This is a genomic window from Cohnella boryungensis (assembly GCF_042651945.1).
GTDB lineage: Bacteria > Bacillota > Bacilli > Paenibacillales > Paenibacillaceae > Cohnella > Cohnella boryungensis.
Genome location: NZ_JBHSED010000035.1, coordinates 109,684 through 135,075 on the forward strand (window position 1 = coordinate 109,684; position 25,392 = coordinate 135,075).

The 25,392-nt window shown below is 58.3% G+C and carries 22 protein-coding genes; 19 read left to right on the top strand and 3 right to left on the bottom strand.

The genetic code is table 11. The features are described 5' to 3' along the window. Positions 1-9: 9 nt before the first annotated feature. The 8 genes from ACFO1S_RS15985 to ACFO1S_RS16020 all read left to right on the top strand — a co-directional run bounded on the left by ACFO1S_RS15985 (position 10) and on the right by ACFO1S_RS16020 (position 9,032). On the top strand, positions 10-1,635 hold the full coding sequence (locus ACFO1S_RS15985; protein ID WP_204603599.1) for a helix-turn-helix domain-containing protein: 1,626 nt from the start codon (positions 10-12) through the stop codon (positions 1,633-1,635). Between the two features lie 148 nt (positions 1,636-1,783). Then, positions 1,784-3,160 carry an ATP-binding protein gene (locus ACFO1S_RS15990; RefSeq protein WP_204603598.1) on the top strand — a complete coding sequence of 459 codons (1,377 nt, stop codon included), beginning with the start codon at positions 1,784-1,786 and terminating at the stop codon, positions 3,158-3,160. A 23-nt stretch (positions 3,161-3,183) separates the two neighbouring features. Then, positions 3,184-4,752 (top strand): leucyl aminopeptidase, encoded by a 1,569-nt coding sequence (locus ACFO1S_RS15995; protein WP_378127129.1) that lies wholly within the window; start codon positions 3,184-3,186, stop codon positions 4,750-4,752. Between the two features lie 30 nt (positions 4,753-4,782). Beyond that, positions 4,783-6,087: an MFS transporter gene (locus ACFO1S_RS16000; RefSeq protein ID WP_204603597.1), complete on the top strand. Its 1,305-nt coding sequence runs from the start codon at positions 4,783-4,785 to the stop codon at positions 6,085-6,087. Positions 6,088-6,274: 187 nt separating this feature from the next. After that, positions 6,275-6,643: an IDEAL domain-containing protein gene (locus ACFO1S_RS16005; RefSeq protein WP_204603596.1), complete on the top strand. Its 369-nt coding sequence runs from the start codon at positions 6,275-6,277 to the stop codon at positions 6,641-6,643. A gap of 200 nt (positions 6,644-6,843) precedes the next feature. Next, complete coding sequence (locus ACFO1S_RS16010) at positions 6,844-7,119, top strand: HesB/YadR/YfhF family protein (RefSeq protein WP_204603595.1); 276 nt, start codon at positions 6,844-6,846, stop codon at positions 7,117-7,119. Between the two features lie 136 nt (positions 7,120-7,255). Further along, on the top strand, positions 7,256-8,224 hold the full coding sequence (locus ACFO1S_RS16015; RefSeq protein WP_204603594.1) for an aldolase catalytic domain-containing protein: 969 nt from the start codon (positions 7,256-7,258) through the stop codon (positions 8,222-8,224). Positions 8,225-8,369: 145 nt separating this feature from the next. After that, complete coding sequence (locus ACFO1S_RS16020; RefSeq protein ID WP_204603593.1) at positions 8,370-9,032, top strand: hypothetical protein; 663 nt, start codon at positions 8,370-8,372, stop codon at positions 9,030-9,032. Positions 9,033-9,048: 16 nt separating this feature from the next. Here the strand turns inward: ACFO1S_RS16020 and ACFO1S_RS16025 are convergent, their stop codons facing one another. Together ACFO1S_RS16025 and ACFO1S_RS16030 are read right to left on the bottom strand one after the other, a co-directional pair. Further along, entirely contained in the window at positions 9,049-11,526 is a 2,478-nt protein-coding gene (locus ACFO1S_RS16025; protein ID WP_204603592.1) for an MMPL family transporter, read from the bottom strand. A gap of 122 nt (positions 11,527-11,648) precedes the next feature. Beyond that, positions 11,649-11,960: a hypothetical protein gene (locus tag ACFO1S_RS16030; RefSeq protein ID WP_204603591.1), complete on the bottom strand. Its 312-nt coding sequence runs from the start codon at positions 11,958-11,960 to the stop codon at positions 11,649-11,651. Positions 11,961-12,047: 87 nt separating this feature from the next. On the opposite strand from ACFO1S_RS16030, the gene pxpB reads away from it, so the two are divergent. From pxpB to ACFO1S_RS16080, 10 genes are all read left to right on the top strand, one after another. Beyond that, on the top strand, positions 12,048-13,823 hold the full coding sequence (gene pxpB, locus ACFO1S_RS16035) for a 5-oxoprolinase subunit PxpB (RefSeq protein ID WP_204603590.1): 1,776 nt from the start codon (positions 12,048-12,050) through the stop codon (positions 13,821-13,823). After that, the gene (locus ACFO1S_RS16040) at positions 13,820-14,563 is read left to right on the top strand and encodes a LamB/YcsF family protein (RefSeq protein WP_204603589.1); all 744 of its coding nucleotides are present in this window, start codon (positions 13,820-13,822) and stop codon (positions 14,561-14,563) included. Before pxpB ends, ACFO1S_RS16040 begins: the two co-directional genes overlap by 4 nt. Positions 14,564-14,674: 111 nt before the next feature. Further along, the gene (locus ACFO1S_RS16045; RefSeq protein ID WP_204603588.1) at positions 14,675-16,789 is read left to right on the top strand and encodes a putative bifunctional diguanylate cyclase/phosphodiesterase; all 2,115 of its coding nucleotides are present in this window, start codon (positions 14,675-14,677) and stop codon (positions 16,787-16,789) included. Next, positions 16,786-17,220 (top strand): gamma-glutamylcyclotransferase family protein, encoded by a 435-nt coding sequence (locus ACFO1S_RS16050; RefSeq protein WP_204603587.1) that lies wholly within the window; start codon positions 16,786-16,788, stop codon positions 17,218-17,220. Before ACFO1S_RS16045 ends, ACFO1S_RS16050 begins: the two co-directional genes overlap by 4 nt. Next, on the top strand, positions 17,217-17,771 hold the full coding sequence (locus ACFO1S_RS16055) for a heme NO-binding domain-containing protein (RefSeq protein WP_204603586.1): 555 nt from the start codon (positions 17,217-17,219) through the stop codon (positions 17,769-17,771). The genes ACFO1S_RS16050 and ACFO1S_RS16055 overlap by 4 nt, the downstream gene beginning before the upstream one ends. A gap of 4 nt (positions 17,772-17,775) precedes the next feature. Continuing rightward, complete coding sequence (locus ACFO1S_RS16060; RefSeq protein ID WP_204603585.1) at positions 17,776-19,470, top strand: ATP-binding response regulator; 1,695 nt, start codon at positions 17,776-17,778, stop codon at positions 19,468-19,470. Positions 19,471-19,699: 229 nt separating this feature from the next. Then, a complete protein-coding gene (locus ACFO1S_RS16065) occupies positions 19,700-21,367 on the top strand; it encodes a copper resistance CopC/CopD family protein (protein ID WP_204603584.1) in 1,668 nt (555 codons plus the stop codon). A 22-nt stretch (positions 21,368-21,389) separates the two neighbouring features. Then, positions 21,390-22,247, top strand: coding sequence for a sensor histidine kinase (locus ACFO1S_RS16070; RefSeq protein ID WP_204603583.1), 858 nt, complete (start codon positions 21,390-21,392; stop codon positions 22,245-22,247). Continuing rightward, complete coding sequence (locus ACFO1S_RS16075) at positions 22,244-22,924, top strand: response regulator (protein ID WP_204603582.1); 681 nt, start codon at positions 22,244-22,246, stop codon at positions 22,922-22,924. Before ACFO1S_RS16070 ends, ACFO1S_RS16075 begins: the two co-directional genes overlap by 4 nt. A gap of 47 nt (positions 22,925-22,971) precedes the next feature. Then, on the top strand, positions 22,972-23,697 hold the full coding sequence (locus tag ACFO1S_RS16080) for a YcnI family copper-binding membrane protein (RefSeq protein ID WP_378127134.1): 726 nt from the start codon (positions 22,972-22,974) through the stop codon (positions 23,695-23,697). A 295-nt stretch (positions 23,698-23,992) separates the two neighbouring features. On the opposite strand, the gene ACFO1S_RS16085 is transcribed toward ACFO1S_RS16080, so the two are convergent. Further along, positions 23,993-24,175, bottom strand: coding sequence for a hypothetical protein (locus ACFO1S_RS16085; protein ID WP_204603580.1), 183 nt, complete (start codon positions 24,173-24,175; stop codon positions 23,993-23,995). Positions 24,176-24,238: 63 nt separating this feature from the next. Here ACFO1S_RS16085 and pheS point away from each other — a divergent pair, with 63 nt between their 5' ends. Beyond that, positions 24,239-25,273: a phenylalanine--tRNA ligase subunit alpha gene (gene pheS, locus ACFO1S_RS16090; protein WP_204603579.1), complete on the top strand. Its 1,035-nt coding sequence runs from the start codon at positions 24,239-24,241 to the stop codon at positions 25,271-25,273. The last annotated feature ends 119 nt before the right edge of the window (positions 25,274-25,392 follow it).

Below are 25,392 nucleotides of genomic sequence, written 5' to 3' on the forward strand. Positions count from 1 at the left end.
GGAAGCTTAATGGACCGCAGACATCTTCAATCTTCAGCTTCGACCGTATATCTGTTATCCGCGGCAGGCAGAGGGAGCTGGACCGAAATCGCGGGAGGGCAGGAGCGTCTTATCTCCGACCATTCGCTCTATTATGTGCAATCGGGCAGGGGGACGCTAAGGATCGGCGGCGTCATCCAGCCGATCGAGGCTCGACAGCTGTACTACGCTCCCCCGCAATCGATCATGGAGCTCACCCTCCTGGGCGGGCCTGCGGCGTATTGCTGTCTTTCCTTCAAGACGGTTACGCTTGCGTTAACCCTCGGAAATCCCGAAGCGGAGGCTGCGTTGGCCGTAGCCCCGGTATTTGCCGCCGGACGTCTTCCGATTCAATCCAGAAGCGCTATCGGTCAAGGAATAGAGAGTCTGTGCGATAGCGTCGTTACGGGACCGGACATCGCAGCGGATTTCGCCCTCCGCGTGCGTCTGGAGCAGCTGCTGGACCGGATCATGCAGGATTTGGATATCGACAGAGGCTCGCCGGAGCAAGGGATCGAGAGAAGCATCGCTTATATGAACGAGCATCTGTCCGATAAGCTCGATCTGGAGACGCTGGCCGGCGCGGCGAATATGAATTGCGATACGTACGCTCGTCAATTCAAGAAGAAGATGTCGCGGTCTCCGCTGGACTATCTGAACGGATTACGCATGGAGCAGGCGAAGAAGCTGCTCAACCGCGACGACTGCCGCGTGAAGGAGGTGGCCGCAGAGGTCGGCTTCAACAGCGAATTTTACTTCAGCCGAATGTTCCGCAGAACGGCCGGCATTTCTCCATCCGTGTATATGAGGAGAAAGCAATTGAAGATCGCGTTCGCTACCTCCATGGATTTTCATAACATCTATGAGAGCTACGGAGGTCAGACGGCGATCACGGTTGATCTGTACAAGTATCCATGGATGACGGCGGCGGAATATGAGCAGTTGCTGAACCGGGAGCTGGCTTGCCTGAAGGCTGCGCAGCCGGACCTGATTATCGCCGACGACTATTGCTGCGAGCATTATGAGGAATTGAGACGCATTGCGCCGACGGTCATTCTGGATGAGCCCGATTGGAGCTGGCGCGGCAACTGTCTTCGGGTAGCGGAGCTGACCGGACGGGAGAGAGAAGCCGGTAGGGTGCTCGACGATCTGGAAAGACATACCTTCGAGGCATCCCGGCTGCTGGACAAGCAGCTGCGGGGGGAGCGCGTTACGGTCATGCAGGTCAGTCATAAAGCGATCGGAATTCAAGGCACCTCAAGCCATCCGTTAAACGAACTGCTCTACCAGGAGCTGGGCTTGAAAGCCGGCGGCGAGACTCCAAAGGATACTTGGAGACAAGAAATGGCTCCCGAGGACTTGCCTGATCTTCAGACCCATCACTTGTTTATCCAGAAGCATCATTTGCGCGCGGGAAGCGAAAGCGTGTTTCGCAGAATGACCGGGACCTCCTCCTGGAGGAAGATGGATCTGGCGAAGTCGAATCGCTGCCGCTTGATATCCAACTGGTTTCTGGACAGCTGGACGCCGGTCGGTCGCCATCTTATCCTGAAGAGATTGCTGGAATATTCCGATCCGGCCGGCTGGAGAAACCGGGAGCGGAACGGGGCTTCTTAGCCTGGAGTTTCCTCCGTTGTTCCCTGATTCAGAGCTTTCGTCACCGCTCGACAACATTCCCCGTTGACGCGGCCATGCATAATGGATATGATGTGGGTGATTTCATGTTTGCATGGCTCACGAATGTGTGTGATGGAGGACTTCCGAAATGAACGGATGGAGAACGCGCTATTTTCCGATTCTGGCCGAGTTTGTGCGCAATGACGGGCACATTGCAGGCTCGGAGACGAAGGAGCTATGGAACGGGCTAGTCGGAGTGCCGGCGGCCGCCATCCTCAAGCATCATGAAGAAAGCGTAAAGTTCCTGCTCTCGTATGCAGAACCCGAAGACCGGATGGCCATCGTCCACCGGTCTCTTTTGTTTATAACCGATTTGCTTATCTCGCTGCGTTCGCCGGAAGCGGCAGCGGCAAGGGAAGAGGCGGACGCGCAGCGGCTGCTGTATGAAGCAAGCGCTATCCACTCCGGGCAGATGGAGGAAGCCCCTCCGAGCAAATTCGAAACCGTGCTTCAATATATGGACAGCGGGGTGGCGCTCTTCGATGCCGCCGGAAATCTAAGGTTCGTCAACATGCAGATGTCCAAGCTGCTTCAAGCCCCCCGAAGATCGCTGATCGGCAGCAATTTACGTCAGCTTTTTTTCCATGAAAATCTGAAGCTGTCTATTCGCAAGTATATCTTGCGTGTGTATAAGAGCATGGTTTTCTATCGGCGATACCATGAGGAGTTCCAGGACGCGAGCGGCCGCCATCTTCTCGTAAGCATCTCGCAGCCCGATGAATTGGACGGGGACTACCTGGTCAGCGTGAAGGACGTCTCCGAATACAAGCAGATCGAGCAAGCGGCCTTTCAGAACGACAAGCTGGCTATGCTCGGGAAGATTGCGGCAGCCATCGCCCATGAAATCCGTAATCCGCTCACCTCCATCCGGGGCTTTATCCAGCTGCTGAATCCTTATCTGGCCCAGGTTGGCAAGCAGGAATACGGGAGAATCATTCTGTCGGAGATCGATCGGGCGAACGAGATTATTTATGAATTTCTGAATTCCTCCAAGCCGTCGGCCCCGTTAAAGCAGAAGGTGCTCGTCGATCTGCTGCTTAAGGAAACGATTCTGCTTTCGGAGAGCGAGGCGCTGATGCGCGGCTGCGAAATCCAGTACGAAATCTTCGACCCCGATCTGGCTATAGCCGTAGACGTCAAGCAGATCAAGCAAGTGCTGCTGAACATTATCAAGAATGCGATGGATGCGATTCAGGACGTACCTGGCGAACACAGGGGCAGAATCGCGATTCAGGCGAGGCGGGAAGGCACGTACGCCCTGATGGTTATTCAGGATAATGGGAAAGGGATGGAGAAGACGACCCTGAATCGATTGTTCGATCCCTTCTTCACGACCAAGGAAGCGGGAACCGGCCTCGGCTTGTCGGTTAGCTATCGCATCATCTGCAATCACGGGGGGACGATTCAAGTTGAGAGCCAAATGAACGAAGGAACCGAGTTTATGATTTATTTGCCTTCCGTTTAGGAGAAGGAGTAGAATCTGGGTGAATGCGCGAGAAAGAAAGGGTGGGCGTTGCAATGCGATGGAAGGATTGGCCTTTGACGTGGGAAACGATTGCCTGGGCGGACGTCGAATCGCCGCAGGCTTCCGATATGGTGATCGTGATGGCAGAACGACAGGCATTGCGGGAGGACGGGGAACTGCTGCTGCATCCCGAATTGGATAAGGAAATCCGGGAGAGGTACGTTCGCGGTCAATTCACGGGCGAGCCGGGGGAAGCGGTCGTGATTCCGGGACTCGGATTGATTCCGGAGAAATACGCCCTGTACGTCGGAAGCGAAGCCGCCAAGCATTCCCCGCGCAAGATGAGAGAGGCTGCGGCGGGCATGGGTCAGACGCTGATCGACTATCAGATCGTAAGAGCGTCCGCGAGGCTATCGGCGAAGTGGCTTGAAGGAGCGGGCGACGAGAATTGCGAGAACGCTTCCAGCGCTTTCATGGAAGGGCTGCTGCTCGGCCTGTACCGCCGGAACAGCGCATCCGCTCAAGGCAGAGTCGCGGCGAAGCTGAACGCGATCGAGTTTCGCCTAGGCGACGAATCGGCGCTGGAGAATTGGAGCAAGGGCTTGCGTCGCGGCTATGCTGCGGCGAATGCGGTTTGTTATGCTCGCGAGCTGACGAACGAGCCGGCCAATCTGCTGACTCCGGCGCGGCTGGCCGAGGAAGCGGTTGCTCTGGCCGAGAGGTATGACATGACATGTCAGGTCTATGACGAAAAAGAAGCGGAGCGAGCAGGCATGGGAGGTCTGCTTGCGGTCGGCGGGGGGAGCGCGAATCCGCCTCGTATGATCGTCCTGCGGCACCAAGGCAGCCCAGACGCCAAGGAAACGCTCGGCTTGGTCGGGAAGGGCGTCACCTTCGATACCGGCGGCATTTCCTTGAAAAAAGCCGAAGGCATGGAGGAGATGATCTCCGACATGGGCGGAGCGGCCGCCGTGCTGGGCGCGATGCGGGCGATCGGCGAATTCGGGCTTGCGGCGAACGTCGTCGCGGTCATCCCTGCGGCTGAAAACATGCCATCGGGCAGCGCTTTCAAGCCGGGAGACGTCATTCGGACAAGCAGCGGTCTTACGGTAGAGGTGCTGAACACCGATGCCGAAGGACGAATCGTGCTGGCGGACGGGCTGACGACGGCCATCCGGCACGGAGCGACGAAGCTGATTGACGTGGCGACGCTCACGGGGGCGGTGATGCATGCCCTGGGAGATTGGACGACGGGGGCGTTCACGAACGACGAGACGATGCTGCAGCGCTTTCGGCAGGCTTCGGACCAGGCGGGCGAATACGTATGGCCGCTGCCGACGTATCCGGAATATCGGAAATTGCTGAGAAGCGATGTGGCGGATCTCAAAAATCACGGAGGCTCCTGGGCCGGGGCCATCGCAGGAGCGCTATTCATCGGAGCGTTCGCGGAAGAACGCCCGTGGATTCATCTGGACATCGGGGGAACGGCCTGGATGTGGAGCGACCGCGGCATGGAAAGCAAGGGCGGAACGGGAGTTATGGTACGCTCGCTGATAGAATATATTCGCAGAGATTGGGACATTTCCGGGTAAGTATTCGGCACAACATGGGGGAACATCGCGATGAGCGGTTTAATCAGGGGAATTAAACGCACGCTGGCGGTTCGCAGAAGCGAATCGGAGAATCGCAGAAGCTTGCGCATCTCGTTGATCGAGGGCATACCCGCGAACATACTGGCGAATTTGCTGGGCGGTCCGCTGCAGACCGTCTATTTGACTTATCTTGGATTTACGGCTTTTCACATCGGGCTGGTACTGGCTATTCCTCCTTTCGCCTTGCTGATCCAAATTCTGATTGCGTTCGCCATGCAGAGCTGGCAGAACCGCCGTTTCTATCTCGCCTTGTTCGGAATTCTGCATCGCCTCATGTGGGTCGCGACAGGGCTTATTCCCTTGACCTTCGCGAACGACACGTGGATTCCCGTTTATTTAGCCATGTGGCTTATCTGCATGGTCTCCGGCCAGGCCGGAGGCGTTATCTGGACCTCGCTGATGGCCGATGTTGTCCCCCCTAGCGTAAGAGGCAAATATTTCGGCATACGGAATACGATTCACTGGGCGGTCGTATGCCTCACGCTGCTGCTGGGCGGACAGCTCATGGAATGGCTGCCGGGCCCCCGAGGCTTCCTGGTGCTGTTCGCGGTCAGCGCCGCCTGCGTCGTCTGGAACGGGTGGGCGCTGACGCGATATCCGAACCCTCCCTTCGAGCCTTCGCAAAGCGGCAGATCGCTTCGGATGTTCGTTCGGCCCTTCTCAGACAGAAGATTTCTATCGGCGACGCTGTTCATTTCATCTTTTATCTTGATCCAAAATATCGTAATTCCGCTCTTCTCGTATGTCATGCTGGAAGTTATGGAGCTGGGCACAAGTAAGGTAACGATGATCATCATGCTGCAAAATCTGGTGATGATGATCAGCTATTATTACTGGGGCCTGCTGAACAGCCGCTATTCCACGAACGCTCTCTTGCTGTGGACTTTCCCGATCATCGCCGGCTCCTGCGCCCTGTGGGCGGGAATGGCCATCCTGCCGGCCTTGCTTATTCTGGTCGTCGTGCACGGTCTGCTCGGCTTTGGCCTCGCCGGCTACAACCTGCTCGTCTTCAACTTCCTGATCGGGGATTCCCCCAAGTCCGAAAGACCGATGTATGTGGCCGTCTTCTCGGCTTTTACCGGCATTGCCGGATTTATCGGCCCCATCGCGGGAGGCTGGCTGTATGATCAGGCTGTTAGCGGTCCCGCATGGCTGCAGTCTTACGGGATCGCGGCGTTTGCCGGAGCGGCGCTTCTGGCGCTGTCGATGACCGTCGCGCCGTTCGTGTTCCGCGCCCCAAAGCGGGAACCGGCAATTAAAGCGAGACAAGAGTAAGCGCATCCCCGGGCGGTTAAGCCAAAATAAACGCGGAGAAGTTGACAAAATCAACTGTAATGCATATTATTACAGTATACAGTCGAAATGACGGAAGAGAGGTTATCTTTCGTCGATTTTTTCTCCAAAATGTAATGATAAATGTTACAGTTTGGCCATCAATCCTCGGAGACAGGCGGTGTTGAACATGAAGGTGGATATCGGAGATTGGGTGCTGTCCAAGACGAAGGACGGCGAATTGATTCACGGATATATCGAGGGGCTGGATGAACGGCAAGGAGTCGCGACCGTATTCTCGGTCCAGTCGGACAATGCGGAAGCGGTAGGCAAACCGATTGTCGTAAAGGAAAGATGGGTCAGGAAGATGCCGACTTACGCATTGGAGGACGCGGAGGCCATTCGCAGCCTGATCGACCTTGCGCTGGCGACGAGAGACGAGGGATGGTTCCGCGAGCTGTCCGGCATGCTGTCGGCGCTCGCCGAAGCTAAAGACTTGAAGAGGGCGGAAGCCTATTCAGCTTCGGCTTCGGTCAACCGCTTAGGGTACCCGGTATAATCACGATTCCAGATAACAGCCGCTGATCGAAGATCATGCGGTTTTTTTTCTGCCGTACAAGGCATGAAGCAGGGACAAGCCGTCATAGGTTTGCCTTATTTGGAAGCAAGCGCCGATACGCCGGCGTTCGCCCGTTCCTTTCTTCCTCGAATGGTTGTAAGATAGAAGGGTACCCAAAACTGAAAGATGAGGTGTTGGATATGGAATTGATCGTTACGCCTGCCGCGCTGTCATGCTTCAAAGGGGAATGGGACATTCGGGACGGAGAAACCGTCCGCGTCTTCGTGCGCTACGTCAGCGGGGGGGAGCTGCCCTTTGCGTTCGGCGTCACCAGAGACACACCTATCGATGCAGCGGTGGCGACAGAGGCCGAGCGTATCACTTTCTATATGGAAGGCAAGGACGTCTGGTTTTTGGAGGGGCGCAGCCTGCGGATCGATTGCCAGAATGAGGGGATCGTTTTTTTGCTTGACTGAGCGTTGCAGAGCGTACTGAAGGGCAGACTTGGGCGCTTGGACAATAGAAGTAGCAAACATCGGCGGATTCATGTAAACTAATAATCATTCATTTCGAAACATGCACCAGCAGGAGAAGAAAGGAAGAACGGAACCTATGACGGTACATAACAAAACGAATCATTGCAAGATCGTGGACTGTACGGTCCGCGACGGAGGGCTCGTCAACAATTGGGATTTCAGCGTGGAGTTCGTTCAGGACTTGTACGAGTCGTTGAACGCTTCGGGCGTGGAGTACATGGAGATCGGCTACAAAAATTCCCCGAAGCTGTTGAAGAGCGAGGGCAAAGAAGGTCCTTGGAGATTTCTGGACGACGATTTCTTGCGCAAGGTAATCGGACAGAAGAAAAATACGAAGCTGTCCGCGCTTGTCGATGTCGGGCGGGTTGACGAGAATGACGTGCTTCCCCGCGAGGAATCGATGCTGGATCTGATTCGCGTCGCTTGTTATGCCCGCGATACGGCCAAAGCGATCGAACTCGGCTCGCTCTTCCACAAACGCGGCTACGAAACGACGATCAACATCATGGCGCTGTCCGGAGTCATGGACAACGAATTGAACGAATCGCTCGCGATGATCAACGACAGTCCGATCGACATCGTCTACATCGTCGATTCCTACGGCAGTCTGGACCCGGACGATATCCGCTACCTGGTGGAGAAATTCAGCCGCAGCCTGAAAAACAAACGGCTGGGCGTTCACACGCACAACAACCTGCAGCTGGCGTTCGCCAATACGCTGACAGCGGCCCAGCTCGGCGTCGAGCTGCTGGACGCATCGGTATTCGGAATGGGCCGCGCCGCGGGGAACACCCCGACCGAGCTGCTTTTGGCGAAGCTCACTCGTCCGGAATACAGTCTTCGCCCCGTGCTCGGCATGATCGAGAAGCACATGATCAAGCTGAGAGAGAAAGAGGAGTGGGGATACCTGATTCCGGATATGATCACGGGAACGCTCGACGAGCACCCGCGCTCGGCTATGGGCTGGAGAGCGTCGGACAAACGCGATCTGTTCACGGATTTTTACGACAAGATGACAACTCCGGAAATTTACCAAGGGAAATAAATAGCCGATAAGGAAAAGAGCCGTTTTTCGAGTGCATTCGATTCGAACGGCTCTTTTTTGTTGCTCTGTTGTCCGTTCCACTCGACAAATCTCGTTCAATAGGCTATTGTCTATGTAAAAAATGGGAATGTCGGAGGCGGATGTCGTGATCGATCAGGACGAGACGAAGCGCACAACGCAAGCAGGCCCGGAACTTACCTACGATGAAGCGGAGCAGACGGCCCTTCTCGCGAGAACGCTTGACCGTCTGGGCAATCGCGCGGGACTGCCGCCGCTAATGCCGGAAGGCCCTTGGCATCCGGGGATAGACACGGAGATCGCGAATGTTTCTCTGATCTGGCTGTCGGCGGAGAGGGCGGACGGGGTGCCGTCGGCGGCGGCTTATTTGGCGGCGCTGCATCTATGGAACGACAATCTGAGCGCTGCGCACGAGATCGTTCAGTCGGCGGAGACTCCCACGGCGATGCTGCTGCACGGCATTGTGCACCGGCGCGAGGGCGATTATGACAACGCCAGATATTGGTTCAGACAGGCGGGGAATCATCCGGCCTATCACGGCTTGCAGGTCAGGGTGGCGGCTTACTTGAAGTCCTCCCGGCCTGTTGGCGGAGCCGTCGGCGACGCGCTGGAACAGATGGGCGCGCAGGGGAGCTGGAATCCGTATTTGTTCGTCAGCGCTGCGGCGATGCTGGAGTACCGGACGGAGGAGCGCGAAGCCCGGGCCAGACTCGAATACGTCCAGCAGCTTGAGCTTGAGGCCGCCATCCGGTTCCTCGAAGGCAATCTGGGAGCGCTGCGGGACGAATAGAGCGCCGCTGGCTGCATTATGAACGTCTCAGCTTTCTGAGCGTTTCCTTTATCCCTAGCGACAGCGCTGAATCGGCCCGGCTCATCGCGATTACGCAAGCAGGCATAATCAAGCCCATGAACAGCGTCGCATAGAGCAAGAGCCCGACCAGAGCGCCGATTCCGATCTGAATCAACGTATCTACGCCGGAGAAGGCCAAAGCTCCGAACGTCCCGGCCATAATGGATGCAGCGGAGACGATCACGCCGCCCGTCGCGCTCATCGCCGCGGTCATGGCCGCGGCTGTATTCGAGTTACGGCGTTCCTCCTGGAAGCGAGCCATCAGGAAGATGCTGTAATCGACTCCAAGCGCCACGATTATGATGAATACGAAGAAGGACACGTTCCAGGAAAGCCCCTCGAAGCCCAATATCCTCACGAACAGCAGCTCCAGAAGCCCCATCGTCATGACATAATTCAAGCCGAGAGACAGCAGAATGATCAGCGGCATTAGGACCGAACGGAGCAGCAGCATCAGCAGCGCGGCGATCCCCGCCATCACCAGCACGCTAGTGCGGGTAAAATCCCGGCCGGAGATTGCGCTCAGCTCGTCGTACTTGGCGGATACTCCGCCCATAAAGACTTGGGGATCGGAGAGCCACGTCGCGTTAAAGCTGTCCCGAATGCGCTCCGACAGGCCTGAAATGCGATCAAGAGCCTCGTTGGAGTAAGGATGGGACTTCAGAATAAGCTCAAGCTTCGTCGTCCTTCCATCGGGCGAAACATAATAATTCAGAGCCTTCTCGCGGGAGGCGTCGACCTCCGGCGGCTTCGAGCTTTCGGCGGCCGGTTCGGCCTGCCCGTTCCAATTGCCAAGCTGGGCTGCCAGGAGTTGGCCGATGCTCTCCTGCAATTGCCGGAACGAGGAGAGCATGCCCGGCAGCCCCTGGCTAAGCGGAGCGGCGTTAAGCGCAATGGCTTTAAGCCCGGCGATCAGGGATTGCTGCTCCGACTTGATTCTTGGAATGATGTCGCTCGGATTCGAACCCTTAAGCCGCCCGCTGAGGGTAAGCTCTTCGGGCTTTCGTCCCAGCGGGCGCACCGCGCTTCGTACCTCCTGCACGAAGTCAAGCTCTGTCAGATCGGAGCTGACCTGCTCCAGCGCCGCCAATCCCGACTTGGTGCGCATCGATTGCGAGGAGGTTACGGCAACCGTCACCGGAAACAGCTCTCCTGCGCTGAACTTTGCTTCCGCTAGCCGGAAGCCGACAACGGATTCCAGCCCCGGATCGATCTCGGCAATGTCGTTGAAGGAACGGTGGCCTTGATACAACAAGGCAATCGGCCCAAAGCCGACCAGCGAGACGACCAGAACGAGGACAGTCCTCCTGGAGACCAGCGCCGCCAGCTTCGTCCCGACCCGGGTTTGCGGGCGAGCCTCGGCCGGACCCCGGCGGCCCGGCCAGAATACGAGCGGACCGAGCGTTAGAAGCAGCGCGGGAGCCAGCGTCAACGCTGCCGCTACCGTAACGAGCATGCCGATCGCTACGCCGAATCCGGAGCGGTAGAGACCGAATTCCGCCATCCCGAGAAGAAGGAAGGCAACGAATACGGTGCTGGCCGAGAAGAGCACCGTCCCGCCTACGCCGCTCAGCGTTCGGGACAAGACGGCGCAGCGGTCGACCTCGCCGCCGCTTCGTTCGTCATTCCGCCATTCTTCCCGGTAACGATGAAGCAGCAGAATGCAATAATCGGTTCCGGCCCCGAAGAGAACGGCGATCAGGAACGATTCGGTGAAATGCGAGACGGGAATTCCCCACTGCGCGCAAGCCGCCACCAACCCCCGTGCAATAATAAAGCTGGCTCCGATCGTAACGAGCGGGAGGAGCGGCGTGATAGGCGAGCGGAACAGCAGCAGCAAGATCGCCAGTACCAGCCCGATCGTCAAATACTCCGTCCGCCGCAATCCCGTCTCGGCGGACTGCTGAAAATCCTGGGAAAGAGGAGCATTCCCCGTTAAGGCTGCAGTCGCGCCATCGGGCGGATCGGCCAGAAGAGCCTTAAGCCGGGAAATGGATTGCTTCGTGGCATCCTCGAAATCGGTGCCCGGCAGATTTACCAGAGCCAGCAGAGTCGTTCCATCCCAGCTGAGCAGCCGTTCGGCCAATTCGGGCTCCGACTGAGATGCCACGACTCCCGAGACGCCCAGTTGGACTTTGTCCGCTTCGATCTTCGCCGTCAGGCGATGCATCCACTGAATATCGGCTTCCGTCAAGCCCTGCTCCCGCGCCAGGACGATAACGGCTCCGGACTGGGAACGGGATTCCGGGTCGAGGTTCTGCAGCAGCCGGGTGGCTGCAACCGACTCGGCGCCTTCGGGAAGATAGCGTTGCTCTGAACTCCGTAAAATATCTTGAAGGCTCGGCAGCGCGAACAGAGAGAGGAGAGCGGCGGCGAGCCAGACGAGCAGCACGACCCAGCGCAGCTTAGCCATCCAGCGTATCCAATGATGCATTGCCTAGCCCTCCTTCTCTTTATTATCGCGATTGCCGCGAGCATGGGGAAAGGCTGATATCCCCGGGGCGCAAGCACTCGAAGAAACAGCCTTTCCGATTTTCTTTGCGGCGGTCCAAGCCCTTAAGGGGCCTCGTAGCCCGCCAATTGTCCGTCGCCTCGAATGGCAGCCGCGCGATGCCGGGGATTAGGGTGGAAGAAGCCTTGTCCCTCCAGCTCCTTGCCGCCGATCGTCGTTGCTTTCATGCGGACGTCAATATGCTCGGATTCCGCAAACCTGTGCAGCAAGTCGGCGTCATTGATGCCGTCGATTTCAATATACCATTGCCGGGTGCCGTGATCGGATACGATCATCAGCCTGGCCTTGGAGAACGAGAGACTCCAGCTTTGCGAATGCTGTGCGATGGCGAGCCGGGCCAAGTCGTAAGTTTCCACTTGTGAACCAATCCTCCCTTGCCGATAGTATAATTGTACCGTGTTATCGGAAAACGTTGCAAATGGAAGTTGCAAGGGGGTGAGCCGATGCGGAAGGAAACCATTCAAATCCGGCCGCTGGGAGACCGGGCATTCACGATTCGTTGGCGCGAGCCCATAGAGGCGGACGCCCTCGCGGAGAAGGCCGAGGCTATTGCAGGCCTTCGTTTGCCGTGGCTGTTGGAGACCGTGGCGGCATTCGGTTCCATAACGGTTTATATGAGAATGTCCGCTGGGCCGATGACAGACGCGATCAACGAGCTGCTGCGGCTATGGGATACGGCGGAGCCGCAGGCTTCGAGGCCTCGCAGGGAGGTCGAGCTGCCGATCGTGTACGGCGGGGAGAACGGCCCGGATCTAGCCGAATGCGCCGGCCGCAGCGCGATGTCGGCCAAGCGGTTCGCGGAGCTGCATGCGGGCAGCGTCTATCGGGTGGAGGCGATGGGCTTTGCCCCCGGCTTTCCGTATCTGAGCGGGCTGGACAAGAGGCTGGAGCAGCCCCGGAGAGACAGTCCGCGGCAGCTTGTCCCCGCAGGCTCGGTCGGCATCGCCGGGAGCCGAACGGGCGTCTACCCGGTCGCTTCGCCCGGAGGCTGGCAGATTATCGGGCGCACGGCCGTTCCGCTGTTTCGGCCCTCCGGCTCCGAGCCCTTCCTGCTTGCTCCCGGCGATCGCGTCAGATTCGCAGCCGCGGAGGAGCTCCAGCATCCCGAGGAGAAGGACGCTTCGGCAGAGCGGCTTTATTCGGATGACCCGGTTCTGAGGGTCGTCGAAGGCGGTCTGTCGACCACGATACAGGATGGGGGGCGGTTCGGCTGGCGCAGCTACGGGGTGTCTTCCGGCGGGGCGATGGACGAATGGGCCTTCCGATTGGCAAACCTCCTCGTCGGCAATGACGAGAATGCCGCCGCGCTGGAGCTGACGCTTATCGGAGGGAGCTATCGCATCGAACAAGCTGCGATCCTGGCGCTGTGCGGGGCGGATTTGACGGCCAAGCTGGGGGGAGAGCCGTTTCCTCTTAACCGGCCCGTATATGTGGAAGCGGGAACGACGCTGTCCTTCGGGAGACCGGTCTTCGGCTGCCGGGCTTACTTGGCGATTGCCGGAGGGCTGGACGTGCCTTCCGTATTAGGGAGCCGAAGCGCGGACACCCGGGCCCGAATCGGCGGCGGGTGCGGGAGAAGGTTGACGGCGGGCGATGCGGTTGGCGTATCGGCGCCGGCGGCGCATTCGGCGGCATTGCGCGAGGCCTTGAAGCGCAAAGCTTCCCGTGCGGACGCGAAATGGAGCGCAGCCGACTGGAGCGCGGCGGATTGGCGCCGAATCGCGTTGCGGCCGAACGGAGCTTCCCGGAATTCGTCGAAGGCAGGAGAGCTTGCGCTTCGGCTGCTAATCGGAGAAGAGTGGGGGGAGTTCGAGGAATCGGCTCGCGAAGCGCTGCTGGGAACGCCGTTCCGGGTGGAGGCCTCCTCCGACCGGATGGGCTTAAGGCTGCACGGGGAGGTCCTGAAGCGAAGCCGCAGGGAGGAGCTCGTGTCTCACGGCGTCGCTCCGGGCACGCTGCAGATTCCCCCGAACGGACAGCCGATCGTACTGGGCGCAGGCTGCCAGCCGACGGGAGGTTATCCGAAGCTTGCGCACGTCATCTCGGCGGATCTTCCGCTGCTGGCCCAGGCCGCGCCCGGGGACTGGCTGGTCTTCCGGCTGGTCACGCGGCAGGAGGCTGAGGAGGCATTAAGGTTGCGGCACATGGAGCTGGCGCGTCTCGGGGCGGGAATCCGGCTGCGTATGACGCAAGCATCCAAGGAAGGAGCAAGGGAATGAAAATCGATCTGAACGCGGATGTTGGAGAGGGCTTCGGCGCTTACGAGTGGGGATCGGACGACATCTTGCTGCAAACCGTATCCTCGGCGAACATCGCTTGCGGCTTTCACGCCGGCGATCCTCATACAATGCGCAAGGCGGTCGAGGCTTGTCTTGCGGCGGGCACGGCCATCGGAGCCCATCCGGGCCTGCCGGACCGTCTCGGCTTCGGACGCCGGGAGATGGCCGTCTCTTCGGAGGAGGCGGGGGATATCGTACTGTATCAGATCGGGGCGCTGCAAGGCTTCGTGAATGCTCTCGGAGGAAGGCTGCGGCACGTCAAGCTGCATGGCGCGCTCTACCACATGGCGGCGAAGGAGGAGGAGCTGGCCTTGAGCGTGGCCGGTGCGGTGCATGCCCTCGACCCGCAGCTTCTGCTGTATGGTTTGCCCGGCAGCCGATTGGCCGAAGCGGCGTTGAAGCTCGGCTTGCGCTATGTCGCGGAAGGCTTTACGGACCGCGCCTACGCGGAGGACGGGAGCCTCGTTCCCCGGCGGCAGCCCGGAGCGGTGCTGGAGCGAACCGAGGAGATGGTTAGCCAAGCGCTATCTCTTGCGCGAAGAGGCAGATTTGAAACCCTGTGCGTACATGGAGATACCCCTCAGGCAGCGGAGCATGCGAGGAAGATTGCCGAAAGCTTGCGGGCAGCCGGCATCGCCATTGCGCCTCCGGAAGCGACCAAGACGGAATTTGTCGAATAATTGTCGAAACCGCAGACGGGTCAGCAGGAAACGGAGCGGGAGCGTGGAAAATAAAGAGAGAGGATATGAGCGTCTTTCTACCTAGAATAGGTAATAAGTCGGAGGCAGAATATGTCGATTAATCGCACGGAACTGAGAACGCTGTGGATGGTCATTCTGGCCGTTGCGGTTTTCGGATGTATTCAATGGGGAAATGCCCGCCTGGAGCATTTTTTTGAAACGTTTAACCGCTTGGCCCTACATACGGTTTTGGAATCGGCAGCCTTCGCGATTTGCTTCGCCTTGCTTATCCTCGGTTGGATGGTATTCGTTCCGACCTTGTGCCGCCAAAGGCTCATTACGGCATCCGTGTTTACCGCTGTCGGGTTGTTCAATCTGTATCATGCGCTAAGCTTGCCGGGTATGCCGTTGTATCAGGCTTCCGTCGGCGATTCGCCGAGCGTGCTGCTGGAATGGTTTTCCGAGTTCACGGGCGCGGTAGGCTTGCTCGTCGCCTTCTCGGTGAAAAATCCGATGGTCAAGCCAAGCGCCCGCGCTTATGCCATCGTTCCCGCCATCCTGGCTGTCGCCGTCGCCTCGCTGTTCATCTTCAGGGCGGACAACTGGGAGCCCGCTCTAATGGAGCGGCTGGCGCCTTATCAGAACGGAGTTGCTTTGCTATTATACGGAGCGGCGATCGTCGTCATCCTGTATCGCAATCGGGTCGAGCGTCCGGAATCGATGCTGACGATTGTGCAAGCGCTAATCTGGCTGCTGCTATCCAAAATCGAGAAGATGCTGGGAACGGGAATCGGCTCCACCCAGGATTTGCTCGGCGAAGGCTTCAAGCTGGTCGGGTACTATTTTCTGCTCAAGGGCATATACCTCGTGCTGATCGAAGAGCCCTACAAACGCCAGAAGAAATCGGAAGCCCGCATTAATTACATGGCGTTCCATGACGAGCTGACGGCATTGCCCAACCGCAGGCTATTCTCGGAGCGGGTGCGCGCCGAGATGACGAGGGCCCAGCATGGCGGCAAGAAGTTCGCGCTGCTGTGGCTGGATATTGATCGCTTCAAGACAATCAACGATTCGATGGGACATGCCTTCGGGGATCGGATGCTCGTCTCCGTCTCCAATCGGCTGACGGCGTTCGCGGAAAAACCGGAAAATGTTTTCCGGCTGGGCGGGGACGAGTTCACCGTGCTGATGAGCGACGTTGAAGGGATCGAGGCTGCGGAGGAGTCGGCCCAGCGGCTGGTTGAGCTGTTCGAGCAGCCGATCAAGGTAGGCCCGTCGGCCTTCCACATTACGGGGAGCGTCGGAGTGGCGATCTATCCGGACGACGGCCAATCGTTGGATCTGCTGCTGCAGAATGCCGATACGGCCATGTACAGTGCAAAAGAGACGCGCAATGGCTGGAAAAGGTACGAAACCCGAATGAATCTGAAGGCGAAGGAAAAGCTTCTGCTGGAGAACGATCTGCGTATGGCGCTGGAGCTGGGACAGTTTTATTTGGCGTATCAGCCGCTTGTCGACCTGCAGAGCGACACCTTAGTCGGAGCCGAAGCGCTGCTGCGCTGGAAGCATCCGCAGAAAGGGGTTATTCCGCCTTCGGAGTTTATTCCTCTCTGCGAGGAGAACGGCTTTATTCTGCCGCTGGGCGAATGGGTGCTCCGCAACGCCTGCGAGCAGATGATGCGCTGGCGAGGCGCGGGGTTTCCTCCGATCATTCTGTCGGTGAACCTGTCCATTCGCCAATTCCGTCAGCACGATCTGTGCGCACGTATCGCCAATATACTGGCGGATACGGGCATGCAGCCGCAATGGCTGGAGCTGGAGATTACCGAAAGCATCATGGCTGACGTTGCTTACGCGACAGCCATGCTGGAGCAGCTTAAAAAATTGGGTGTGCGGATCAGCATCGACGACTTCGGAACGGGCTACAGCTCCTTGTATTACTTGAAGAGATTTCCGATCGACAAGCTCAAGATCGACCGGGCATTCGTCAACGATGTGCTGACCGATCGCAACGACGCCGCCATCGTATCCGGGATTTCCGCGATGGCGCACAATCTGGAGCTGAAGGTGACGGCAGAAGGCGTCGAGAATGAAGGGCAGGTGGCCTTCCTGAAGGGCTTGAAATGTCAGGAGGCGCAAGGCTACTTTTTCTCAAGGCCCGTTCCCCCGGAGGAATTCGTCGCTCTGTATGAGACGCACAGGAACAAGAAGGAGTCTGCGGGATGAGCCGGGCGGCGCCGAACAAGCGGACTGGAGCCGTTCGATTGTTCATTTACGGGTCGCTGCTGCCGGGACAATACAACCATTTCGTCGCGGAGCCCTTTGTGCTGCAGGCGTTTCCCGGACAGGTGCGGGGAAAGCTGGCCGATGCCGGCTGCTATCCGGCTTTGGTGATCGGCTCGGGCGGCATCGTGAGAGGGCTTTGGATGGACATTGCCCGCGAAGGCTTGCCGGCGATAGACGAGCTTGAGGAGTTCTTCGGAATTGAAGAAAAGAACGACTACGAAAGAGTATGGGTGACGGATGCCGAGAATCCCGCCGTGGAGGGATGGGTCTATGCGTGGACCGATGCCAGGGGATTCCCGCTGACGGAAGAAGAATGGTGGCCGGACGTTATTCGGGACAAGCAAGACAACAACGAGAAGCGGCAGAGGTGACCGAAGTGAAAGGCATCGTATTTACGAACTTCATTGAAATGGTCGAACAGAAATTTTCTCTGGAGGTTGCGGACGGAATTATTACGGATGCGGCTTTGCCTTCGGGGGGCAGCTACACGACGGTAGGCACTTACAGCCATACGGAAATGATTCGACTGGTCTCGGAGCTGGGCAAGCGGACCGGGGTTCCCGTATCCGACTTGATCCGTACGTTCGGGGAATATTTGTTCGAGCAGCTCGTGGATCTGTTTCCCCATTTCATCGATACGAATCGTTCCGTGTTTGATTTTTTGCCCAAGGTGGACAGCTATATTCATGCGGAGGTTCGCAAGCTTTACCCGGACGCCGAGCTGCCGAGCTTCAGCTACGAGGTATCGGGGCCCGACAGGTTCGTCATGGTCTATCGCTCGGCACGGCCATTCGCGGATCTGGCCGAGGGGCTGATCAACGGCTGCATTGCCTATTACGGCGAGCCGATAGAGATGTTTCGCGAAGAGCTGGCGGATACCGACGGAACGGCGGCCCGATTTACGCTGACGAAACGAGGCTGACAACTTGAGCGACAACATCGAGCTTCTCCGCAGACAGCTGGAACGGGAAAGGGCCGCGCGCAAAGAGGCCGAGAAGATTACGGAGCAGAAAACCCGCGAGATTTATTACGCGAATCAGGAGCTTCGCCTGCTGAACGATCAGCTGGAGGAGATCGTCCGGGAACGCACCTCCCAGCTGGAGAGCGCTCGCGACGAGGCGGTTAGGGCGAACAAGATTAAGAGCCAGTTTCTGGCCAACATGAGTCATGAGCTGAGAACGCCGCTGAACGCGATTATCGGGTACAGCGAGATGCTAATGGAGGAAGCGGGGGAAATCGGGGAAACGACGATTGTCGAAGACTTGGGGAAAATTCGTAAGTCGGGACAGCACTTGTTGGGACTGATCAACGATATTCTGGACATCTCCAAGATCGAGACGGGCAAGATGGAAATTTACGCGGAGCCGGTAGAGCTGCATGACCTCGTTCAGGATGTCGTCGCTACGGTTGCGCCGCTGATCGAGAAAAACGGGAACCGGCTCGTCGTCGAGGCCGACGGCGGGGTGTTCACGGCCGACGAGAACAAGCTCAGGCAGGTTTTAATCAACTTGCTTGGCAACGCGGGCAAGTTCACGGAAGACGGCTTGATTCGCTTCGAAGCCCGCTTCGAAACGAGAGAGGATCGGACAGGCTGCTGCTTCCGCGTTCAGGATACCGGCATCGGGATGACGACAGAGCAGATGGGCAGACTTTTTCAGCCGTTTGCACAGGCCGATTCCTCGACCACCCGCAAGTATGGAGGGACCGGATTGGGGCTTGCGATCAGCCAGAGCCTCTGCAGCTTAATGGGGGGAGTCATTCAGGTCGACAGCGATCCGGGCGTCGGTAGCTTGTTCGAAGTCTGGCTGCCCTTCTTGTCTGAACGGGAGGAGCGGACGGAATTGCTTACTGTGCAAATCCCTTCGCAGAGCGTGCCGGATCGTCCTGGCAGAGCGTCAATTCTGCTGATCGACGACGACCCTTTGAACAGGCGGCTTATGGCGCGTTATCTGGAGAATGAAAGCTGGACGCTGGCGTTCGCTGAGAACGGGGAGCAGGGGCTGCGTCAAGCGAGAGAGCTGAAGCCCGGCGTTATTTGCCTGGATATTCATATGCCCGGGATGGACGGCTGGAGCGTTCTCGCGGAACTGAAGAGCGATCCCGGGCTGAAAGACATTCCCGTCGTGATCTGGTCGATGGCGGGCGATCGCAATTTGGGGTACGCGCTCGGCGCTTCCGATTATTTGACGAAGCCGGTCGGCAGGGAGCGGCTGATCAGCGTGATGGACAAGTATGTGTCCAACCGGGGCGAGCACGCCATTCTGGTCGTGGAGGACGATGAGACAACCAGCGAGCTTATGGCCCGATTGCTGATTAAGGAAGGCTATACGGTCGCTCGGGCCATGAATGGGAAAAGCGGCTTGGCGGGGCTTGCGGCCGAGAGGCCCGATTTGATTCTGCTCGATCTGACAATGCCGCAGATGGATGGCTTCCAGTTTATCGCGGAGCTGCGCGGGCGCGAGGATTGGAGCGGCATACCGGTTGTCGTCGTAACGGCCAGAGAGATGACGGCCAACGAACACAAGGAGCTTCGTCGCAGCGTCCAGTCGGTATTTCAGAAAGGGGCGTTCGATTATCGAACGTTGCTGTCCGAGATTCGCCGGACACTGGGGGAAGTATAGCACAACGGAGGGGCGATATTGATCGCTCCTCCGTTTTCATTACCCGGGCAATTATGAATAAATATTCAACACCTATTTTTATGGCGATTCCGGAACAATCTCGGCGGGAACGGGCCAATCCTCCTCAGGCACAGTTGAAGAGGTTATGCGCTTCGGTTACGATAGAATTGCCAACTGCGGCGCAGAGGGCAAGCTTTCAAGCGAGATTCAGGAGGCTATTATGACGTTCTTGACGAAAACAATAAACCTTGCAAGTGAGAATCGGGGGCGTGGGAAGGCCGCTCGGCTATTGCTTCTGGCGGTATTCATGCTTCTCTCCATTGCGGGAGCGGCCGGTAATGCCGCGGCGCATGCCGTTCTGGAGAAGGCGACGCCCCAGGCGAATTCCCGGATGGACGAAAGCCCCGCCTCGGTAGAAATCGTTTTTAATGAAAGACTGGACAACGGCGGAGCGAGGCTTGTCGTGCTTAACGAAGCCTCCCGCAATGTCGCTAAGGGCAAAGTCGAAGCGATGAATGAGGGTAAGGGGATACGCGTCTCGCTGCCTAAGCTTGGGGACGGACACTACACGGTGTCTTACTCCGTCATTTCGGCGGACGGTCATCCGATATCCGGGGCTTATGTGTTCACGATAGGCAATCCGGCGCCGCTGCCGGATGCAAGCCAGTTAAACCCGCATCAGCAAGTCGGTCATTCCCATAACCACGGCGGCGGGGGGCTGAACGTAGATTCATTCCTGCTCTATGCGGCGAGAATCCTACATTATTCCGGTCTTCTGGCGACTGCGGGCCTCGTGCTCTGGAGCTTGATGCGCTTCCCGTCGCCGATAGTGCGGGAGACGCATGCGCGCTCGCTCGGGCTTGCGGGCAAGTTCGCGCTTATCGCCACGTTGGCATATGTCTTCTTCAGTCTCCGCGATCTGGGCCAAGGAGAGCCGTTGTCCGAATGGGGACGGATTCTGACGGACACGACGATCGGCAAGCTTTACATCGCGCAGCTGCTGCTTGCGGCGGCGGCTCCGCTGCTGCCCGCTATCGGCGTCGTTCCGAGGCTGGTATGGGCGGCGGGCGCTCTGTTCGCCGAGTCCTGGTCCGGCCACGCGGCGGCATTCGACCCGATCGCCTACACGGTGGGCTTGAATTTCGTTCACCTGCTTGCGGCAGCCGCATGGGGCGGCGGATTGCTGCTGCTGCTGGCGATCTGGTACAAGGAAAGGCCGGAAGCGGGCAGATTCGCGCTCGTCTTCTCGAAGTGGGCCTTGATTTCGTTTCTGGCGCTGTGGGTGACGGGCATTCTATCGACGCTCGACTTCCTGCCTTCGCTTGCTTATTTGCAGTACACCTTGTGGGGGAAATGGCTGATCGCCAAGGCGGCGATTTCCTTTCTTGTCGCGATTGCGGCCTTCTTCATTCGGCGGCGGCTCAAGAAGGGAGAGCTTCCGCGCGGCAGCCTGCTGAAGGCGGATGTCGGGCTGCTGGCGGCTATCGCGATTACGGTCGGAGTGCTGACCTATCAGACGCCTCTGCCGGCCAATCAGCCGCTCAGCTTCCATAAGATGGGGGCGGAGATGCATGTGACGCTTCGGGTGACTCCGAATACGCCGGGGGACAACCAGTTCAACGTGAAAATATGGCTGCCGGAGCAAACGGGCAACGGCGTTCCGAAGACGGTGCAGCTGCGGCTGTTGCCGATGGACAAAGAGGGCATGGGATTCATCGATGTTCCTCTGGAGCTGTACGAGGACGAGGAGATGGACGCTTTCCCGGATTTCACGAAAACGACGTACAGGTCCCAGGGACCTTACCTGCCGTTCGCCGGGCAATGGAAAGCGCAAATCCGGGTCACGGATTCGGAGGACACGGAGCGGGTCGTAGAGACGACCTACCGGATTTATTAATGCGGAGAAAAGAGGCGTCCGATTGGAAAATCAACGGAAAGACAGAAGGATCAAATGGCTGATTCTGCTTATACCGACCCTGACGATCGGCTTATGGGAGTATGTTCGCCACGCCTTCCTGCTGCCTTATATTTCAATGGATTTGGGCAATCTGCTGGCCCCCTTCATTGTGCTGGCCGTAACCTTGACGCTCGTTCGGGGGCTGTTCGCGCGATTGGAGCAATCGCAGCGCGCCTTGCAGGCCGAGAAGGAGGTCAAGGCCTCCTTGGAGGAGCGGGAATCGTTGGCCCGCGAGCTGCATGACGGCATCTCTCAGTCGATGTTTCTGCTTGCCGTAAAGCTGGATCAGCTGGAGGAGCTGGACAAGGAAGGTCCGGTATGGGAGCTGGCGAACGGCTTGCGGGAAACGGTTCGCGTCATGCACGAGGATGTGCGTCAAGCGATTGCCAATCTGCGCGAGCCCGCGTCTCCGGCGAAAGCGGCGTGGGTCGTGCCGCTGCGGGGGCTGCTCGGGGAAACGGCGGAGCTGACCGGAGCGAGGGCGGAATTCGTCTGGACGATCCCGGACGACAGTCTGACCGACAAGGAGAAGATCGAGCTTCACGCTTGCGTCAGGGAGGCGCTCATGAACGTTCGGAAGCATGCGAACGCTTCGCGTGTCTACGTTGTCGGAGCTTGCGACGGTCAGGGCGGCTTCCGCTGCTCGGTCGAGGACGACGGAGTCGGGTTCGAAGGCAATCCGCTGCAGGTGCAAGGGAGGTTCGGACTGCGCATGGTCCGGGATCGGGCCAAAGCGATGGGCTGGTCCTTCCTGGCGGAGCGTCGCGGCTCGAGGACGGTCGTAGAACTGGTCAAAGCCGGAAAGAAGGCGAATGTATGAGCGGTGAGATCCGCGTGTTGCTGGCCGATGATCACCGGCATGCCCGGGAGGGCATGCGAGCCATCGTGTCCTCCCTTCCCGAGTTTATCGTAACGGGAGAGGCCTCCAGCGGGGAAGAAGCGTTGCGGCTGGCGGGCGAGCTTCTGCCGGATATGATTCTCATGGATATCAACATGCCGGGCATGGGCGGTCTGGAAGCGGTGAAGGAGATCAAGTGCGCGTACCCCGCCGTGAAGATCATTATAGTGACGGTGTCGGACGACGTTTCCCATCTGTTCGAGGCGCTTAAGAAAGGGGCCCAGGGCTACCTGCTCAAAAACTTGAACCCGTCCGCCTGGCGGGATTACTTGCGCGCGGTCGCCTTCGACGAAACGCCGCTGAACCCGGAGCTGGCGATGTCGATTCTTCGCGAGTTCGCAGATCGCAAAGCCGGCGCGTCGGCCGCTCTCCCCGCCAAAGAGCGTCCTCAGGACGGCAGCGGCTTGACGCCGCGGGAGCGGGATATTTTACAGGAGGTGGCCCGGGGGCAGAAGAACCGCGAGGTTGCGCTGGCGCTGGGATTATCCGAGCATACGGTCAAAAACCACCTCAAAAACATTTTGCAGAAGCTTCATCTGGACAATCGGGTGCAATTAACGCGTTACGCCTTCGAGCAGGGCATCGTGGAACCGGATTAGTTCGCGAGCGGACGATGTTTGGAAATGGACACAAAGAGTCACTCAAAATGACTCTTTCGAGTCATGCTGATCTGCCTGCGGCAAGCTATACTGTGGAATATCATCAACCATTGGAATTGGAAAGGTCGGATATTCGTATGAAAAAAAGCTTCACAGTATTGCTTGCCCTCATGATGACCTTCGGGTTCGCCAGTCTGGCCAGCGCCCATGTGACGGTTCAGCCGAAGGAGGCGCCTGCGGGCTCGTATCAGGTGTTTACGGTGCGCGTGCCTTCGGAGAAGGATGCCGCAACGACGCAGGTTAAGGTGGCGATTCCCGACAACGTTAACATCAGCCGTTTCGAGCCAAAGTCGGATTGGACCTACGAGATCGAGAAGGGCGCCGAGGACAAAATCGTCAACGTTACCTGGAAGGCGACGGGCAATGGCCTGGGCGCGACGGAGTTCGGCGAGTTCCGGATGCAAGGCAAGGTGGCGGACGATGCCAAGGAGCTTGTCTGGAAAGCCTACCAGACTTATTCGGACGGCGAGGTTGTGGAGTGGACGGGCGCGCCTGACGCGGACAAACCGGCATCGGTTACGACGGTAACCGCCGCCACGGGAGACGGACACGGCGACGGCCATGGCGCTTCAAGCGGCGCGGCTGCAGGAGGAGCGGACGAAGACAAGTCGGGCGGCAGCAATGCGCTTTACCTGACTCTGGCTCTTGCCGGCATTACGCTAGGGCTGCTGTCGCTGCTGATCTCCATGCTTCGCAAGCCGAAGCGGGGGTAACGGAGCCGCAGAGGCTCCCCTTCGGGCAATGCGGCGTGACCGCGACTGATCGGGATTGGAAGAACGGAGATGCGGGATATCGCGTCTCCGTTTTTTGCTTGCACGATCAGATAGGCTGGATGACGAGCAGCGTTGCGTACCTACAAAGCGGAAAAACGCTGCGGTGAAGCGCAGGAGACGCTTGCGAACGAACTTCGCATGTCATATAATGATCAGTAAATCTTGAAATGCGAAGATGGAGACAAGTAGACAGTGCCTTCTTTCAGGGAGGGAGCGCCATAGACTGGGAGCGCGCCTAGGAAATCAGGCTGTCGAAATTCACTCCGGAGCAGTCCCTTGAACGGTTGGCGACAGTCGGCCAGTAGGGGGAACCGGCTTGCGGCCCGTTATGCCGCGTGAAGCGGGAATGGCCGCGAAGGCGATGCAGATCGACCTTCGGCTCGTTAGCGGGCAGGCATTCCAACAAGGGTGGTACCACGGTCTTTTCGTCCCTTACGGGAGAGAAGGCTTTTTTTATTTTATCGCGAGAAGGAGAATCCGAATGAAGGAAAGATTGGAAGCTTTGCGAGTCGAGGCGCTGGATAAGCTTCAAGGGGTGGCGGATGCCGCCGGACTGAACGATCTTCGCGTGCACTATTTGGGCAAGAAGGGCCAATTGACCGAGATTTTGCGCGGAATGGGCGCCTTGAGCGCAGAGGAGCGTCCGGTAATCGGACAAGTGGCCAATGACGTCAGGGCGGCTATCGAGGCTGTCATTGCGGAGAAGCAGGAGGGCTTCGACCGGGCGGCGACTGCGCATCGGCTGCAGGCGGAGACGATCGATGTCACCTTGCCGGGAAAAGCGGTCGGCGTCGGCGCGGTGCATCCTTTGAACAAGGTCACCCAGGAAATCGAAGACATTTTCATCGGAATGGGCTATTCGATCGCGGAAGGACCCGAGGTGGAGACGGACTTTTTCAACTTCGAAGCGCTTAATCTTCCGAAGAACCATCCCGCTCGCGATATGCAGGATTCCTTCTATATCACGGACGAGATTTTGCTGCGTACGCAAACCTCCCCGGTGCAAATTCGCACGATGAAGGCTATGAACGGCAAGACGCCCGTCAAGGTCATTTGTCCGGGCAAGGTATACCGTCGGGACGATGACGATGCCACGCATTCGTTCATGTTCCATCAGATCGAGGGACTTGTCATCGGGCCGAATATCCGCATGAGCGATCTGAAGGGAACGCTGCTGCAGTTCGTTCAGAAAATGTACGGCTCGCAGATGCAGATTCGCCTGCGTCCAAGCTTCTTCCCGTTCACCGAGCCAAGCGCGGAAGTCGACGTGACTTGCGCCCAGTGCGGAGGAAGCGGCTGCCGGATGTGCAAGCATACCGGATGGATCGAGATTCTCGGCTGCGGCATGGTACATCCGAAGGTGCTGGAGTACGGAGGCTACGATCCGAAGGAAGTCACGGGCTTCGCCTTCGGCATGGGCGTGGAGCGTATCGCGCTGCTTAAGTACGGTATCGACGATATCCGTCACTTCTATGCGAATGACGCGAGGTTTCTCGGCCAATTCGCCAAGCTGTAACGTGGGCAGCCGGAAGCGAGGGCTCGCGCAAGGGGCGGCGGTGCGCCGCTATCTTCTTCCACGAGCCGAAGGCGGACCGATCGGGCCGCACAGCCATACACTTTGATCGAAAACGAGGG